Below are 16,503 nucleotides of genomic sequence, written 5' to 3'. Positions count from 1 at the left end.
TGCCCGTGCAGGAGGCGTGGCTGGTGTCGCACGGCAGGCTGTGGCACCTGGACTGTCCCGACCCGGCCGCGTGCACGGCCCACGGGTCCGCGGTGGCCCGCACCGAGACCAGCGCCCTGAACGCGGCGTTCATCATGGAGGGTTCCGTCGTCGAAGACGAACCCCAGGCGGGTGGGCTGCCGGCTCCCGCGGACAGCATGAGCCCTGCACTCCGGCAGGCCGTCCGGCGGATCTGCGGGGCGGCGGACGCCTCCGGGGGCCACGCCGGGTGGCTCCGGGACTGGGAGCAGGTTCTGTCCGGGGCAGGACTCCCGGACGACCCGGCCACCCGGGCCGGGCTGCTCGGGGGACTCGCGGACGTGAACCTGCGGGACACGCTGGTGGCAGCGGCGAGCTTCACGCTGCCGCGGGCGGTCTCGGGCGCGGCGTGGCTGCACGCCGTGCCGCACGAGGTGGCCGAGATCCTGGGGACCAGTCCCCGCGAGATCGACGGGGTGCTGTACTCCTCGGTGCTGATGGCCACATCCCGTCGGGCCCCGGACTGGGACCGGATCGCCCGGCTCCGGGCGGCGTGCGAACAACTGCTGTCCGAGGCCGCCGGGGAACCGGCGGCAGCGGTGCGCTGTCTGGTCGCCTGGGTGGAATGGGCCCGGGGCCGTGGCTCCGTGGCCGGGCGCATCATCGAGGAGTGCCGGCGCTCGGACCCGGACTATCCGCTGGCGCAGGTCCTCGGTGAGGTCATCGACCGCGGCATCCTCTCCGGCTGGGCGAGACGGAGGTCCACCGCCTGGTCGGCCACGCGGCGGGGGCGGCCCTGAACGGAGGTCCGGAACCCAGGCGCGGAACGCAGGACCGGACCGGGGGCGCCGGGATCGCCGCCCATGGATCCGCGGAGGGAGCCGGCGCATGGCATAATCGTCGGGCCTCCTGCGGCTCGCTTCATCCCCTCCCTGTCCGGAGACCGTCACGGCCCCACCGGCCGTTCGGGAAAACCGGGAGCGGAGGGAACAAAACCGGACCGCGGGGCGTTGACCACATCACGACCCTGCTTCTGCGCGCGGGTCCGGCTCCGGGACCCGAGGTCCTGGCCAGTCCGGATCCCATCGACGCGGACTTGACAGGGTCATAGTGGTGTTGACCGTCAGGGGCCCCCAGGGACGCCCGTACGAAAGGTAATGAGTGACTACTTCTTCCAAGAAGACCGAGACCCAGGCCAACGCGTCCGTCGAGGACGCCGGCGCCGAGGACCAGGGCGCGGCGCTGGCCGGCACGTCCACTCGGAAGTCCACCGCCTCGTCGCGGGCCACCAAGTCGACCGCCACCAAGTCCACGGCGGCCAAGGGTGCTGCCCGGGGCGCCGCGAAGTCGGCGGCCGCCAAGACGAACGCCAAGGCCTCCGTCACCACCTCGGCCGACGAGGCCGAGCCGGAGGAGGAGCCGAAGGACGCCCCGGAGATCGTCGAGGAGGAGGCCGAGGAGGCCACCGCCGGTGGTTTCGTGGTGTCCGACTCGGACGACGACTCCCCGGTGCAGCAGGTCGTCTCGGCCGGCGCCACCGCTGACCCGGTCAAGGACTACCTCAAGCAGATCGGCAAGGTGGCGCTGCTCAACGCCGAGCAGGAGGTGGACCTCGCCCTGCGGATCGAGGCCGGACTCTACGCCGAGCACAAGATGAAGGAGAACCCGGTCAAGGACGCTCGCCTGCGCCGTGACATGGAACTCGTCATCGCCGATGGCCGTCGAGCCAAGAACCACCTGCTGGAGGCGAACCTGCGGCTCGTCGTCTCCCTCGCCAAGCGCTACACCGGACGTGGCATGCTCTTCCTGGACCTCATCCAGGAGGGCAACCTCGGCCTGATCCGCGCGGTGGAGAAGTTCGACTACACCAAGGGCTTCAAGTTCTCGACGTACGCCACCTGGTGGATCCGTCAGGCCATCACCCGCGCCATGGCCGACCAGGCCCGGACCATCCGTATCCCGGTGCACATGGTGGAGGTCATCAACAAGCTGGCCCGCGTCCAGCGCCAGATGCTCCAGGACCTCGGCCGTGAGCCCACTCCGGAGGAGCTGGCCAAGGAACTGGACATGACCCCGGAGAAGGTGGTCGAGGTCCAGAAGTACGGCCGCGAGCCCATCTCCCTGCACACCCCGCTCGGCGAGGACGGCGACTCGGAGTTCGGCGACCTCATCGAGGACTCCGAGGCGGTCGTGCCCGCCGACGCCGTGAGCTTCACGCTGCTGCAGGAGCAACTCCACTCGGTGCTCGACACCCTCGCGGAGCGTGAGGCCGGCGTGGTGGCCATGCGTTACGGCCTGACCGACGGCCAGCCGAAGACCCTGGACGAGATCGGCAAGGTCTACGGGGTGACCCGCGAGCGGATCCGGCAGATCGAGTCGAAGACCATGTCCAAGCTGCGTCACCCGTCCCGGTCGCAGGTCCTGCGCGACTACCTGGACTGATCAGCGGCCGTGCCCGGAAGGGTGGGGACAGCATGAGGGCCCGCCACCGTCCGGTGGCGGGCCCTCATGCTGTCAGGTCCGGGAGAGGGGCGGACGCGGGATCAGTCCGCGCTCACCGGCTCCTTCTCGAAGAGCTTGCTGGTCTCGTCCTGCCAGAGGGTGGTCTGGGGACGGAGGGTGTCCTCCACGGCACGGGCGTGGTGGCCGCAGAACAGCAGTTCGCCGCTCTGCAGGACTGCGCGGACGTAGGCCTGGGCTCCGCAACGGTCGCAACGGTCTGCGCCGGTGAGCACTGGCGGGTCCATCGTCGTGGCGGTCGTGGTGGTCATGATGGCCTCCTCATCTGCTGCCCCTACACCCCTGGTGCGGTCCTGCGGACCGAGGGGATTCGGTATCGAGTACACCTATGGAACCACCTCTGTCCTGTTTTTGTTCGTCGACGGGCCCTATTCGGGCCCGGTTTCGCTGATTGCGTACCGAGCGCCGTTCCTGCGCGGCCCGGTTCCGACGCTGCGGGGCGCCATGCCGATACCCTGAAAGACGATCATCGACCGTGAAGGAAACCCATGTCCCGCAGCAGTGAGTACAACGCCCGGCACCTGTCCGTGCTGGAAGGCCTCGAGGCGGTGCGCAAGCGGCCCGGCATGTACATCGGCTCCACCGACTCGCGCGGCCTGATGCACTGCCTGTGGGAGATCATCGACAACTCCGTGGACGAGGCCCTGGCCGGGTTCGGCCAGTCGATCTCCATTACCCTCCACGCCGGGGGCGCCGTCGAGGTCGAGGACAACGGGCGCGGCATCCCGGTGGACATCGAACCGCGGACCGGGCTGTCCGGGGTCGAGGTGGTCTTCACCAAGCTGCACGCGGGCGGCAAGTTCGGCGGTGGCTCCTACTCGGCGTCCGGCGGCCTGCACGGCGTGGGCGCCTCCGTGGTCAACGCGCTGTCCTCACGGCTGGACGTCCAGGTGTTCCGCGGCGGCAAGATCCACCAGCTGTCCTTCCGTCGCGGTGAGCCGGGACAATTCCAGGACCCCGGTTCGGTGCACCGTCCGGACGCTCCGTTCACGCCCTCGGCAGACCAGTCGCCCATGGAGGTCGTCGGCAAGGCCAAGCGGGGCCAGACGGGGACCCGCGTCCGCTACTGGGCGGATGAGCAGATCTTCACGCCGGACGCCACCTTCTCCTACGAGGACCTGCAGCAGCGCGCCCGCCAGACCGCCTACCTGGTCCCGGGACTGAAGCTCACCCTGCGCGACGAGCGGCGCCTGGCCGGGACCGCGGGGGAGTCCGGTCCGGTCGAGGAGGTCTTCCACTACGACGGCGGCATCTCCGAATTCGTCGAGCACCTCTCCTCGGCCAGCCCGGTCACCGACGTCTGGAGGCTGCAGGGGTCCGGAACCTTCTCCGAGCGGGTCCCGGTCCTGGGCTCGGACGGCCGGTCGACCATGCAGGACGTGGAACGCGAGTGCGAGGTGGACATCGCCCTGCGCTGGGACGTGGGCTACGACACGACCTTCCGCTCGTTCGTCAACATCATCGCCACCCCGAAGGGCGGCACCCACCAGTCCGGGTTCGACCAGGCCCTGCTGAAGACCTTCCGGAAGGTCGTGGAGGCCAACGCGCGCAAGCTGAAGGCGGGCAACGACAAGCTGGAGAAGGACGACGTGCTGGCCGGGCTCACCGCCGTGCTGACGGTCCGGCTGGCCGAGCCGCAGTTCGAGGGCCAGACCAAGGAGGTCCTGGGCACGCCCGCGGTGCGCCCGATCGTGGCGAAGGTGGTCGAGCAACAGCTCGGCGCGATCCTGCGTTCGTCGAAGAAGCACGAGAAGAACCAGGTCGCCGTGCTCCTGGAGAAGGTCGTGGCGGAGATGAAGTCCCGCGTCTCGGCCCGCACCCACAAGGAGAACCAGCGGCGCAAGAACGCGCTGGAGACCTCCTCCATGCCCGCCAAGCTGGCGGACTGCCGCACCACGGACGTGCGGTCCTCGGAGCTGTTCATCGTGGAGGGCGACTCGGCCCTCGGGACGGCCAAGCTGGCCCGCTCCTCGGACTTCCAGGCGTTGTTCCCCATCCGGGGCAAGATCCTCAACGTGCAGAAGGCCTCCGTGGGGGACATGCTCTCCAACGCCGAGTGCGCGGCCCTGATCCAGGTGGTCGGCGGCGGCGCTGGACGCAGCTTCGACCTCTCGGCGGCCCGCTACGGCAAGGTCATCCTCATGACCGACGCCGACGTGGACGGTGCCCACATCCGCACCCTGCTGCTGACCCTGTTCTTCCGGTACATGCGTCCGATGGTGGAGGAGGGCCGGGTCTACGCCGCGGTGCCGCCGCTGCATCGCGTCGAGGTGATCCACTCCGGGTCGAAGGCCAACGAGGTGGTCTACACCTACTCGGAGAACGAGCTGCACCGGTTGCTGGCGGACCTGCAGAAGGCCGGGAAGAACTACAAGGAACCCATCCAGCGGTACAAGGGGCTCGGTGAGATGGACGCTGACCAGCTGGCAGACACGACCATGGACCCGCGCCAGCGCATGCTCCGCCGGGTGACCATCCCGGAGGCCGAGGAGGCCCTGCAACAGGCCGAGCACGTGTTCGACCTGCTCATGGGATCCAACGTGGCCCCCCGCAAGGACTTCATCATCTCCGGCGCGGACGACCTCGACCGCGAACGCATCGACGCGTGATCATGGTCTGATGAGCGAGGAGGGGGATGATCAGCGGATGGAGCCGGGGGACGTGACCCAGTGGGGCCCGGTCACCGGTCCGGAACCGGAACGGCCGGCCGGTACGACGGCGGCGGGTGGCGCCGTCCCGGGAGCGGGCCTGGGTGACGGTGACCTCCCGACGGGCCAGCCGGGCTATGACGCGCTGGCCGAACTCTACGACCGGAGGTTCCCGGGGCCGTGGGAGCGGCCCCTGGACCGGCACTCCCTGGATGCCTTCGCCGATGCGCTGCCCCGTGGCGGGACCATCCTCGACCTTGGCTGCGGAACCGGGCACGTCACGGTGGAACTGGCCTTCCGGGGCTTCCGGACGATCGGCGTGGACCCGTCCGAGCGGATGCTGGAGATCGCCCGCAAGCGCTATCCGAGCCGGACCTGGATCCCGGGGGACGCCCACTTCCCTGCCGAGTCCTCGCAGGTGCGAGCGGCCGGGCCCATCGCCGGGATCGTGGCGCGCTTCAGCCTGATCCACGTCCCGCCCGAGGAGATCCCCGCGGTGCTGGCGTCCTGGTCCGCGAACACCTTGCCCGGGTGCCGGGTCCTGGTGGTCTTCCAGTGCCTGCTCGAACCAGACCTGGACGCCCAGGAGTTCGACCACGTGGTGGCCCCGGCCTGGCGGTGGAATCCCTCGGCGCTGGCCAGGGCCCTGGACGCGGTCGGATTCGCCGAGACCTGGCGGGTCATCGTCTGCCCGGACGAGGGCCACCCCTACCCGGAATGCCACCTGAGCGCCGTCCGGCGCTGACCGGGGGGCGGCTCCGGCCACGCGGCTCCACGCCGCCGCCGACCAGCACCCCCTGCCCCGGCCCGGACCCGGTGCGGATCCTCACGTCGTGCGGTTCAGTCCGCCCGGTAGTGCGCGGCCAGCAGGCGCAGTCCCTCGTCGACGGACACGGCCGGTTCCCAGCCCAGTGCCTGACGGGTGCGCCGCTGGTCGAACCAGTGGGCGGTGGAGAGCTGCTCGGCGAGGAACGCGGTCAACGGTGGCTCGTCGCCGTCGGCACCGAGACCACCGGTGTCCCAGACCCGTTCGATGACGGCTCCGGCCGCCCGCGCCAGGCCGGCGGGCAGGCGCAGCCGCGGCTCGGGGGCACCCCCGGCGACGGCCAGTCCGCGGATCAGCTCGCCGACGGGACGCGGTTCTCCGTTCGAGACCACGAGCGCCTCGCCGTGGACGTGGTCCACGGCGTCCACGGCGGCCACCACGGCGTCCACGGCGTTGTCCGTGTACAGCGTGTCGACCAGGGCGGCCGAGGGACCCAGCAGCGGCATCCGTCCGGCGCGGGACCGTTGCACGATCCGCTCGGTCAGCTGGGTGTCGCCCGGGCCCCACATCAGGTGCGGGCGCAGCACGAGCACGCGGAAGTCCGGCGCGTCGGCCGCCAGGGCCAGGAGCTCGCCCACGGCCTTGGTCCGGGCGTAGTGTCCCCGGGCGCGCTCCGGGTCGGCGGGGCCGGCACCCTCCCCGACGATGGACGTGCCCGCGTGGGCGACCGAGGGCGAGGAGATGTGCACGACGCGCTCCACGCCGCAGGCGCGGGCGGCCTCCAGGACCGTGCGCGTCCCGGCGATGTTGACGGCCTCGTACTGGGCGGCGGGACCGGAGACCGAGACCTTGGCGGCGACGTGCACGACGGTGTCCCGGCCGGCCACGGCGTCGGCGACGGCCCCGGGGTCGGTGACCGATCCCGCGACGTCACGCGCGCCCGTCACCCCGGAGGGGCGGCGCTGCAGGGTCACGACGTCGTCCCCGTCCGCCACCAGCCGCCGGGCCACCCCGGCGCCGAGCAGGCCGGAGGCCCCGGTCACCAGCACGCGGCGGTTCACGGGGTGCCCACCCGTCCGCCGGCCAGCACGCCGTCCGCCCAGCGGGCCAGTCGGCTGCGGTCGACCTTGGAGTTGTGACGGATGTCCACGGGGACGGTGTCGGTGACCAGGACGGCTGCCACCGGTACGGGCAGGGCCGCCTTGCGCACCGCCGCCGCCAGGTCCGTGGGAGCCAGTCCCGGGCGGACCCGGCCCCTGTCCGGGTTCCCGGCGGCCTCCACGACGGCGACCACGGCCTGGGTGCCGTGCGGGCCGACGCCGACGACGGCGGAGCGGAGCACGGCATCGAGGGCATCGATCCGGGCCTCGGGGCCGCCGGGGGCCACCGGTCCGGCCGGCGTGGCGACCACGTGCTGGAGCCGCCCCTCGATCCAGAGCCGCCCCTCGGCGTCGAGGTGGCCCACGTCCTGGGTGCGGTGCCACTGCAGGCCGTCACGGGTGTCCCGCCGGCTGAGGGCATCGGTGAGCCACAACCGGTCATAGCCGGCCTTCTGGTGCGGTGCCGAGACGACGACCTCACCGAGCCGTCCGGTCGCGGCCGGCCCCTCCAGCAGGTTCTCCGCGGCGGAGCCGTCGTCCCGCAGCGGGGCGATGGCGATGCGCACCGGACCCACCGGGCGGCCCACGCACACGCCGTCCTGCGTTCCGTCCCCGGTCGGCGCGGCCAGGTGCTCGATGGTGGGCCGGTCGATGTCGGTGAGCAGCAGGGCCTCGGTCATGCCGTACGGCGAGTGGATCTCGGCCGCCGGGAAGATCCGGGCGACCTGCGCGACCAGGCGCGGGTGCACCGGGGCGCCGGCGGACAGCACCAGGTCGATACGGCCCAGCACCGACCGTTGGTCCGGGCGGAGCCGGTCCGCCGTCGCGACCACGTTGCGCAGGGCCGCCGGCGAGGCGAACAGGATCGTCGCCCGGCCGGCCGCCGCGGCCTCGGCCACCGCCGTGGCGGTGAGCGTGGCCGGCCGGGTCACCGACATGTCCGGGGTGATGGAGGTGGCCCCGATGGCCGGTCCCAGCAGGGCGAAGGGCGCGAACCCGGCCAGCAGGCTGGATCCCGGGCGGACGTCGAACACGTCGCGCAACAGTCCGGACAGGGCGGACAGCCGGCCGTGGGTGTACACCACGCCCTTGGCCGGTCCCGTGGACCCGGAGGTGTAGAGGACCGCGGCCGGGTCGTCGGCGGCCGGCTCGTGGACCGGCCCGGCGTCCCCGTCGGCGTAGCGCCGTCCCGCGTGCGCGGCGGCCATCCGGTACAGGCTGTCCTCGACGCGCAGCGCCGCGGCCAGCGGGGCGGGCAGGGTCGACACCGAGATCCGTCGCCCGGGCCAGTCCTGTGCCCGGGCCACGGTGAGCCCGGGCGTCATCCCGATGATCCAGTCCGGCCGGGCGGCCCGGACGGCGCGGGTCATGCCTGGGACGCCCAGGCCGGCGTCGGCCACGACCACGACGGCACCGATGCGCAGGCACGCGTAGAGCGCCGCGGTGAGGTCGAGTCCGGGGGTGACCATCATCGAGACCCGGTCTCCAGGCCTCACGCCCAGGCGCACGAGGCCCACGGCCATGGCGTCGACCACGCCGGCCAGCCGGCTCCAGCTCACGGGGGGCCGGGAGGCGCCGGCCATGTCCACCAGCGCCGTGGCCGGTTCCTGGCGCCACACGTCGAGGAAGGACCACAGCGGGCGGTAGTCCCCGTCCCGCTCCACCGGGGCCGGCACGGCGGAGGGATCCAGCACGCCCCGGGCCCAGCGCAGGATGGGGCCGGCGATGTCCACGTCCTCGGCGAGCAGGTGGCCGGCGGTCTCGAAGCGGTGCAGGTCGGCCTGCGGGAGCCGCTCGAGCAGGTCGGCGAGGTAACGGTCGAGGAAGACCGGGTCCTGCGGTCCCCAGAGGATGAGGGCCGGCTTCTGGAACGCGGCCAGGTCGCGGGAGACGCGCTGCAGTTCCTCGTGCGAGCCGTGCGCGGGTCCCACGGGGATGTCCGCGACGAACCCGCCGATGCCGCCGCGCCGGTCGGCGGAACGGTAGGGCAGGTGGTAGGCGGCCCGGACCCCGGAGTCCAGGGGCGGGTTCCCGAGGGAGGTGGTGACCTTCAGGAACGCGTCGGTGGCCACGGTGGACCCGGGCAGCAGGGGCCCGGCCAGGGCCGCCCGCAGGGGAGCGGGGAGGGGCTCGGCGGGGTCCCGGTGCACGGCGGTGTTCAGGGTCATGGCCCCGTCCACCAGGTCCTGGTTGCGGCCCGCCCAGCCCAGGGAGACCACACCGCCCCAGTCGTGGCCGAGGGTGAGCAGCGACTGTCCGGACCGGGCCGCGGCGTCCAGTCCGAGGGTGGTGACGAGGGCGTCGAGGTCGGCGATCCGCCCGCCCAGGGTCCGGTAGCCGGCGTCGTCACCGAGCGGTGCCGTCCCGGCCGCGGAGGGCCGCGGGAGCCGGCCGTGGGCGAGGCGCTCGGAGAAGCCCATGTCCAGCTGGTCCGGGGCCACGACGCGCCATACCGGTCCGTCCCCGGACCGGGCGGCGTCGAGGGTGGCGGCCGCCAGGGAACGCCACAGGTAGGACCAGGTGGGATTGCCGTGGACCGCCAGGATGATCCCGTCGGGTCTCAGCCCGGCCTCGGCGAGGACGTCGCCGGTGTCCAGGACGTGCAGGGTCCGGTCGCCGTCGAAGGTCCGCACGGTGACGAGGCGGCTCCAGGCCGGGTCCCACCCGGGAAGGCCGGCGGGGGCCGCGGGGGCGTGGGTGTCGGGCAGGGCAGCGGGGGAGGCGGGAACCCTCACCAGCTGATCTCCAGCATGGCCGTGTTGAGCCCGGACCCCACTCCCATGCACAGCACCCGGTCCCCGGCGGAGAGGGAGCCGGCCTCGCGGGCGAGGGTGATCGGCAGGGAGGCGGGGCCCACGTTGCCCAGCTCGGGGAACGTCACCGGGAACCGGTCCGGGTCCAGGCCCGCGGCCTCGGTGATGGAGTCGGTGTGCAGGCGCGAGACCTGGTGGGTGACATAGCGGTCCATGTCCGACCAGCCCCAGTCGGCCGGGACCTCGTTCCAGGCGTCCATGACCAGCTCGAGGCCGTCCCGCAGCAGGGCGGTCGAGTCGGTGAACATCCCCTTGTGGTCCCCCACGCAGAGGTCGTGGTGATCGGTGCCGGCGCGGGTGATGCCGCGCAGGATGCGATGGCCCTCCGGGTGCAGGTCGGTCCGGCCCACGACGGCGGCGGAGGCACCGGAGCCCAGGGTCAGTGAGGCGAATTGCTCCATGAAGCTGCCCCGGTCCACCGCGGCGTCCTTGAGGTTCTCCAGGGTGGCCTGCTGGACCTTGCCGGAGTCCTCACCGGCGACGACGACGGCGTAGTCGATCTGGCCGGCGTCGATCAGGGAGGCGGCCAGCACCAGGCCGTTCACGAAGCCGAGGCACGCGTTGGTGATGTCGAAGTTGGTGGCCGAGGTGGGCAGGCCCATCTCGTGGTGGATGCGCACCGCCACGGAGGGCTCGAGCGTCTCCCGGGTCACCGAGGTGTTCACCATCAGCCCCACCTGGTCCGGACGCACTCCGGCCGCGGCCAGGGCGCGCCTGCCGGCCTCGGCGGCGCCGTCCTGGAAGTGGCCCGGGTGCTCCCAGTTGCGGCGGGCCTCCACCCCGGCCACGCGCTGCAGCAGTCCGCGCGGCAGGCGCAGGCGCTTGAGCACGCCGGCCAGCTCGTCATCGATCTGATCGCTCGTCACCGTGACAGGAGCCAGCACTTCCGTCACGGACAGGAGGGAAGCGTTGGAGTGACGGAAGATCGCGTTGCCTTGCACTATGGGCCTGGTCCGTTCGGGGGGTCGGTGGGCTGCTGGGTCATCGGCGGCGAGGGCCACCGACATCCCAGCTTATCGAACCACGGGATGGGGTGCGGCGGGAGAGGCCGTCCACCTTTACGCCAGCAGCACCACGGGAAGGGCCATCAGCCCCAGGGCCGTGACGATGACGCCCAGCCGGACCGTCAGGGACAGGGGCGGCACGGGGTCGAGCAGGCGGTAGAACCGCAGGGTCAGCGGCACCGAGCCGTCCTCCTGCACGTTCGGCACCGTGCGACCGGCGTCGGTCCCGGCCGTCCCGCGGGCGACACCCTCCGCCTCCCCGGTCAGGACGATGGCGCGCACCAGGTCGGTGCGGTCATGGGACTTCAGCGCCGCGTCGTCGGCGAGCATCTCGGTCAGCTGCGCCACCGCGCGGCGGGCCGTGGCCGTGGCCGGCACCCACGCCACGGCGCGGTGCCAGGACTCGAAGGCGAGCCGCAACAGGTCGTGGCGCTGGCGCAGGTGGGCCCGCTCATGGGCGACGACGGCGTTCACCTCGCGCTCGGAGAGCTGGTCGATCAGCCCCTGGGAGAGCACGGTCAGCGACCCGTTCAGTCCGGGCAGGCAGTACGCCAGGGGGACGTCGTGGGGGAGCACGCGGGTGTGGGCCTGCTCCACCGTGCGTTCGGCGGGAGGCGTGGCGAGCAGTTCGACCATCTGGCGGTGGCGGCGCCGCTGCGTGACGGTCCGCCAGGCCGTGACCGCCAGGGTCAGCACGAGGTGGCCCGCCAGCAGCACGGCACCGGTCACGGCCGCGATGCGGGCCGGCATCCAGACGTCCTCCTCGAGCCGGTCCACCCAGGTTCCGTCGGACAGGGCGGCCACGAAGGCCGGCAGGGACTCACCGAGGTGGTCGCCGAAGGGACCCAGCCCCCAGGCCAGGGGCGTGCCGATCAGGGACAGACCGCCGGCCAGGGCCACGGCCTGCCACAACACCATGGCGGTCCCCGGCGCGCGCCGGACCCAGCGGGCGCGGTCGAGCAGGACCGGGACCGGCCAGGCCAGGGCCACGGCCAGCGTGGCGAGCAGCAGGACGGACACGAGGGAAGTCTAGGGCGCACCGTGCCCCGTCGGGGTGGGCGCGTGTCGTGGACCGGTCAGTCCCCGAGAAGCCGGCGGACGGCAGCGGCCTCGTCCGGGCCGATGCCGCCCAGGAAGCGGGCCAGTACGGCCTGGCGGTCGGGCACGGAGCCCAGGACCTCGTTGAGCAGGCCGACGGTGTGGTCCTCGCGGGAGGACACGGCGCCGTACCGGTGGGGGCGGCGCCCGCCGTCGCGCTGGACCAGCCCCTTCTTCTCCAGGCGGGACAGCACGGTGAGCACCGTGGTCACGGCCAGGTCCCCGGCCAGCGTGTCGCGGACCTCGTTGGCCGTATGGGGGCCGGGGCGGTCCCACAGCAGGTCCATCACGGACCGTTCCAGGTCACCCAGGGCCACTGCGGTCTCCTCGTCTCGTCATCGGTTCCTCGCTCCCGCGGGCCTCGGCGGCGCGCGGTACCGGAACGGGAAGGCGATCCACACCGCCTGGTCACGTCCGGACAGGACATATTCTACAGCACGTAGAAAAGACCGCTATCCTCGATTTCTACAGGCTGTAGAAGACTTCGGTATCCGGCTGTGCCACGGCGTCCCCGCCGAGGCGGCCGGGAAAGGCGCCCACGTGGATCCCCTGGACATCGCCCGCTGGCAATTCGGCATCACCACCGTCTACCACTTCATGATGGTGCCCCTCACGATCGGCCTCGGGCTGGTCGTGGCCACCCTGCAGACCGTGTGGCACCGCACGGGCCGGGAGCAGTACCTGCGGATGACGAAGTTCTGGGGCAAGCTCTTCCTCATCAACTTCATCATGGGCGTGGCCACCGGCATCGTCCAGGAGTTCCAGTTCGGCATGGCCTGGTCCGAGTACTCCCGGTTCGTGGGCGACGTCTTCGGCGCGCCGCTGGCCATGGAGGCCCTCGTGGCCTTCTTCCTGGAGTCCGTGTTCCTCGGCCTGTGGATCTTCGGGTGGAAGCGCCTGCCGGCGAGGATCCACCTCTCGGCCATCTGGGCCGCCGTCATCGGGTCCGTGTTCTCCGCCTACTTCATCCTCGCGGCGAACTCGTGGATGCAGCACCCGGTCGGTGTCGAGATGGTGGACGGCCGCCCCGTGATGAACGACATCTGGGCGGTGCTGACCAACAACACCCTGCTGGTGCACTTCCCGCACACGATCTTCGGCGCCGTCTCCGTGGCGGGCGCCTTCCTGCTGGGCATCGCCTGGTTCCACCTGTGGAAGCGCCGCGAGCAGGGCATCGACACCGTGCAGCCCGACGGCACGGTCGTCGTCGGCAGCACCGGCTCCCGCGCCCGGGACGAGACCGACTACCGGGTCTGGTGGGGCTCGCTGCGCTGGGGGGCCTGGATCGCGATCGTCGGCTTCCTGGGCACCGCGTTCACCGGCCATGCCCAGGCCCAGCTGATGATCCAGCAGCAACCGATGAAGATGGCCGCCGCCGAGGCCGCCTGCCACGACGGCACCGGCTTCTCCGTGCTCTCCGTCGCCGACCTGCGCAGCGAGGGCGCGACCAGTTGCGACGACATCGTCGGCGTCTTCGAGATCCCCGGCCTGCTGTCCTTCCTGGCCCACAACGACTTCACCACCGATGTGCCGGGCGTCAACACGCTGATCCCTCAGTACCAGGAGCAGTACGGCACCCACCTGCCCGACGACCCGATCTACGGCGAGCGCGCCGGGATGGAGATCGACTACCTGCCGGTCATGGAGGTCACTTACTGGGGCTTCCGGATCATGATCACCTTCGGCGGACTGGCCGCCCTGGCCGCGGCCCTCGCCCTGTGGGTCACGCGCAAGGGCACCGTGCCGCTGAGCAGGCCGCTGATGCGCCTGGCCGTTTTCGGGATCCTGGCCCCCTTCGGTGCCAACGCCGCCGGATGGATCTTCACCGAGATGGGCCGCCAGCCCTTCGTCGTGGTGCCCAACCCCGATCCCACGGGCATCGACCAGGTCTGGATGTACACCGCGGCCGCGGTCTCACCGGGGGTCTCCGCCGGGGAGGTGATGTTCTCGCTCGTCGTGCTGAGCCTCGTCTACGCCGTGCTCATGGTGGTCGAGGTCATCCTGCTCACCCGCTACGTCCAGGGCGGGGTGCCGGCCGGGATGCCCGAGCTGACCGCGGACGAGCACGACGGCCACGACGGACCGGAAGGCCCCGGCGACCCGTCCGGTGACGGCGGCCGCCATGCCGACGACGTCCTGGCCTTCGCGTACTGAGAGGTAGACAGACCATGGATTTCCTCCCCGCCTTCTGGTTCGTCCTGATCGCCGTGCTGTGGACCGGGTACCTGGTCCTGGACGGCTTCGACCTCGGCGTCGGCATGCTCATGAAGGGGTGGGCGCGCAACGAGAGCCAGCGACGCGTCATGCTCAACACCATCGGCCCCGTCTGGGACGGCAACGAGGTGTGGCTGATCACCGCGGCCGGTGCCATGTTCGCCGCCTTCCCCCACTGGTACGCCTCGCTGTTCGCCGGGCTCTACCTGCCCCTGACCCTCACCCTGCTGGCGCTGATCCTGCGGGCGGTGTCCATCGAGTACCGGGGCAAGTCCCGCACCGCCCGGGCCCGGACCGCCTGGGACTGGTGCATGGCCGGTGGTTCGGCCGTCGCCGCGTTCAGCATCGGGCTCATGCTGGCCGTGACGACCACCGGGATGCCCCTGGACGCCAACGGCGACCGGGTCGGCGGACCCTTCGCCTGGCTGTCCTGGGAGGGCATCGCCGGCGGCCTGGCCGCCGTCGGGTTCGCCCTCGCCATGGGCTGGGCCTACCTCGGGCTGAAGACCGAGGGCAGCCCGCGCGCGGCCGCGCACCACCACCTGAGCCGGTACCTGCCCCTGTACCTCCTGCCCTCGGCGGCCTGGGGCGTGCTGGTGGCCCTGCGCCAGCCGGACGCCCTGCCCTGGGTCCTGCTCGCCGCCGCCCTGTTCGCCGGGATGGTCGCCTGGCGCGCGGCCCGCATCCGGCGTGAGGGCTGGGCCTTCACCGCACTGGCGGGCTCGATGGCGGCCGGCGCCGCGTCCGTCTTCCTGGCGGTGTTCCCGGTGGTGCTGCCCTCCACGATCGACCCGAGCCACCACCTCACGGCCTTCAACGCCTCCTCCTCGGACTACACGCTCACCGTCATGTCCTGGGTCGCCGTGGTGATGGTGCCGATCGTGCTGGCCTATTCGGCCTTCGTCTACTGGGTGTTCCGGCGGCGGCTGCACGAGAGGCACATCCCCGAGTCGCACGTGGTGACGCCGGTCTGAGACCAGAACTGCCGACCTCGAGGTCCGGGCGGCGCGCGCTCGCCGTCCTGGCGCTGCTCGCCGGCGTGAAGGCCGCCGGCTGGATCCTGCTGGCCGTCGGGCTGGCCCGCGGGATCGCCCACCTGGCCGAGCTGCTGCCCGCCCCGCAGAGTGGCAATCTCGCGGGACTGCTGTTCCGCCCGGACCCGGCGTCCTTCGACCCGGCCGCCCACGGGCTCACCGCGGCCGCCGCCACCGGCGACTTCGCGGTCACGGTGGCCCTGGGCCTGGCGGGCGTGCTCGCGCGGGCCCTGGCGACCTGGGGCCAGCAGGTCTTCTCCCGCCGTGCCGCCCTGGGCGCCAAGGAGGAGCTGCGCCACGGACTCGTCCGGCACCGCCTGGCGGTCGCCGGAGCGGAGGCCGAGCGCGCCGGGGAGGACTCCGTGCTGGCCGCCACCGGCCTGGACGGCCTGGACAAGTACTTCACGCAGTACCTGCCGGCACTGCTCACGGCCGCGGTGGCGCCCCTCGTGCTCGGCGTGTGGATCCTCGCCCACGACTGGGTGTCCGCCCTGGTGCTCGTCCTCACCATCCCGCTGATCCCGCTGTTCATGGTCCTGATCGGCCGGTATACCGAGGACCGGGTCCAGCAGGCCGCCGAGGGGCTCGACCGGCTCTCCCACCACCTGCTCGAGCTGGCCCGTGGACTGCCCGTGCTGGTGGGCCTGCGCCGCGCCGGAACCCAGCGGCAGGCGCTGGCCGGGGTGGCCGAGCGGTACCGGTCCACCACGATGACCACCCTGAGAACCGCGTTCATGTCCGGCTTCGCCCTCGAGCTGATCAGCACCCTGTCCGTGGCGCTGATCGCGGTGTTCATCGGGGTGCGGCTCGTCTACGGGCAGCTGGACCTCTACACGGGCCTGCTGGTGCTGATCCTCGCCCCGGAGGTGTACCTGCCGTTCCGGGACATCGGCTCCGCCCACCACGCCTCGGAGGACGGGGTGGAGGCGTTGCGCCGCGCCCGGGCCGAGACGGACCGGCCGGTGCCGGCCTCGCTGGCGGACCGGGAGGCCCGCGGTGCGGCCGACGACGGGGACCGCGTGCGGGTCCGCGGGCTCGCCCTGGCCTACCGGGATCCCGACGGCGGGACGTTCCCGGCGGTCGTCGACGGCCTCGACCTCGACCTCACCCCCGGGACCACCACCGTGCTGGGCGGCCCGAGCGGCACCGGCAAGACCACGGTGCTCACCGCCCTGGCCGGCGTGCTGCGCTCGGGTGAGGCCCACGCCACCGGAGTGACCGAGGGACTGCGGGGGCGGCCGGTGGCCTGGCTCGGTCAGCACCCGCAGTTCAGTGAGCCCACCGTCGG

Annotated in this window: 13 protein-coding genes; 7 read left to right on the top strand and 6 right to left on the bottom strand. The window is 72.2% G+C overall.

The genetic code is table 11. The features are described 5' to 3' along the window. Together PLJ28_RS12780 and PLJ28_RS12775 are read left to right on the top strand one after the other, a co-directional pair. Positions 1–818 (top strand): DUF4192 family protein (locus PLJ28_RS12780; protein WP_324590207.1); only part of this gene is annotated, 818 nt, incomplete at its 5' end. Between the two features lie 361 nt (positions 819–1,179). Then, positions 1,180–2,460, top strand: coding sequence for an RNA polymerase sigma factor (locus tag PLJ28_RS12775; protein ID WP_298044785.1), 1,281 nt, complete (start codon positions 1,180–1,182; stop codon positions 2,458–2,460). A gap of 101 nt (positions 2,461–2,561) precedes the next feature. Here the strand turns inward: PLJ28_RS12775 and PLJ28_RS12770 are convergent, their stop codons facing one another. Beyond that, on the bottom strand, positions 2,562–2,789 hold the full coding sequence (locus PLJ28_RS12770; protein WP_183526483.1) for a DUF7455 domain-containing protein: 228 nt from the start codon (positions 2,787–2,789) through the stop codon (positions 2,562–2,564). Positions 2,790–3,026: 237 nt separating this feature from the next. Between PLJ28_RS12770 and PLJ28_RS12765 the strand changes: the two genes are divergently transcribed. Both PLJ28_RS12765 and PLJ28_RS12760 read left to right on the top strand, forming a co-directional pair. Then, positions 3,027–5,147, top strand: a complete 2,121-nt coding sequence (locus PLJ28_RS12765; RefSeq protein ID WP_324590206.1) for a DNA gyrase/topoisomerase IV subunit B — start codon at positions 3,027–3,029, stop codon at positions 5,145–5,147. 10 nt (positions 5,148–5,157) lie between these two features. Further along, on the top strand, positions 5,158–5,931 hold the full coding sequence (locus PLJ28_RS12760; protein ID WP_324590205.1) for a class I SAM-dependent DNA methyltransferase: 774 nt from the start codon (positions 5,158–5,160) through the stop codon (positions 5,929–5,931). Positions 5,932–6,026: 95 nt separating this feature from the next. Here the strand turns inward: PLJ28_RS12760 and PLJ28_RS12755 are convergent, their stop codons facing one another. The 5 genes from PLJ28_RS12755 to PLJ28_RS12735 form a co-directional block, all read right to left on the bottom strand. Beyond that, positions 6,027–7,013 (bottom strand): NAD-dependent epimerase/dehydratase family protein, encoded by a 987-nt coding sequence (locus PLJ28_RS12755; RefSeq protein ID WP_324590204.1) that lies wholly within the window; start codon positions 7,011–7,013, stop codon positions 6,027–6,029. After that, positions 7,010–9,787, bottom strand: coding sequence for an alpha/beta fold hydrolase (locus tag PLJ28_RS12750; protein WP_324590203.1), 2,778 nt, complete (start codon positions 9,785–9,787; stop codon positions 7,010–7,012). Before PLJ28_RS12750 ends, PLJ28_RS12755 begins: the two co-directional genes overlap by 4 nt. Then, positions 9,784–10,806 (bottom strand): 3-oxoacyl-ACP synthase III, encoded by a 1,023-nt coding sequence (locus PLJ28_RS12745; protein ID WP_298044777.1) that lies wholly within the window; start codon positions 10,804–10,806, stop codon positions 9,784–9,786. The genes PLJ28_RS12750 and PLJ28_RS12745 overlap by 4 nt, the downstream gene beginning before the upstream one ends. A 117-nt stretch (positions 10,807–10,923) precedes the next feature. After that, entirely contained in the window at positions 10,924–11,889 is a 966-nt protein-coding gene (locus PLJ28_RS12740; RefSeq protein WP_324590202.1) for a M56 family metallopeptidase, read from the bottom strand. Positions 11,890–11,945: 56 nt separating this feature from the next. Continuing rightward, positions 11,946–12,284: a BlaI/MecI/CopY family transcriptional regulator gene (locus PLJ28_RS12735; protein WP_298044774.1), complete on the bottom strand. Its 339-nt coding sequence runs from the start codon at positions 12,282–12,284 to the stop codon at positions 11,946–11,948. A gap of 223 nt (positions 12,285–12,507) precedes the next feature. On the opposite strand from PLJ28_RS12735, the gene PLJ28_RS12730 reads away from it, so the two are divergent. From PLJ28_RS12730 to PLJ28_RS12720, 3 genes are all read left to right on the top strand, one after another. Continuing rightward, entirely contained in the window at positions 12,508–14,121 is a 1,614-nt protein-coding gene (locus PLJ28_RS12730; protein ID WP_183526465.1) for a cytochrome ubiquinol oxidase subunit I, read from the top strand. Between the two features lie 14 nt (positions 14,122–14,135). Continuing rightward, positions 14,136–15,155, top strand: coding sequence for a cytochrome d ubiquinol oxidase subunit II (cydB, locus tag PLJ28_RS12725; protein ID WP_298044771.1), 1,020 nt, complete (start codon positions 14,136–14,138; stop codon positions 15,153–15,155). Positions 15,156–15,220: 65 nt separating this feature from the next. Next, positions 15,221–16,503: ABC transporter transmembrane domain-containing protein (locus PLJ28_RS12720; protein ID WP_324590201.1), on the top strand; the 1,283-nt coding region annotated here is incomplete at its 3' end.

The organism is Citricoccus sp., from assembly GCF_035445025.1.
Taxonomy (GTDB): domain Bacteria; phylum Actinomycetota; class Actinomycetes; order Actinomycetales; family Micrococcaceae; genus Citricoccus.
Note: the sequence above shows the minus strand (reverse complement) of the source record. Positions and strands in the feature narration are given on the sequence as shown.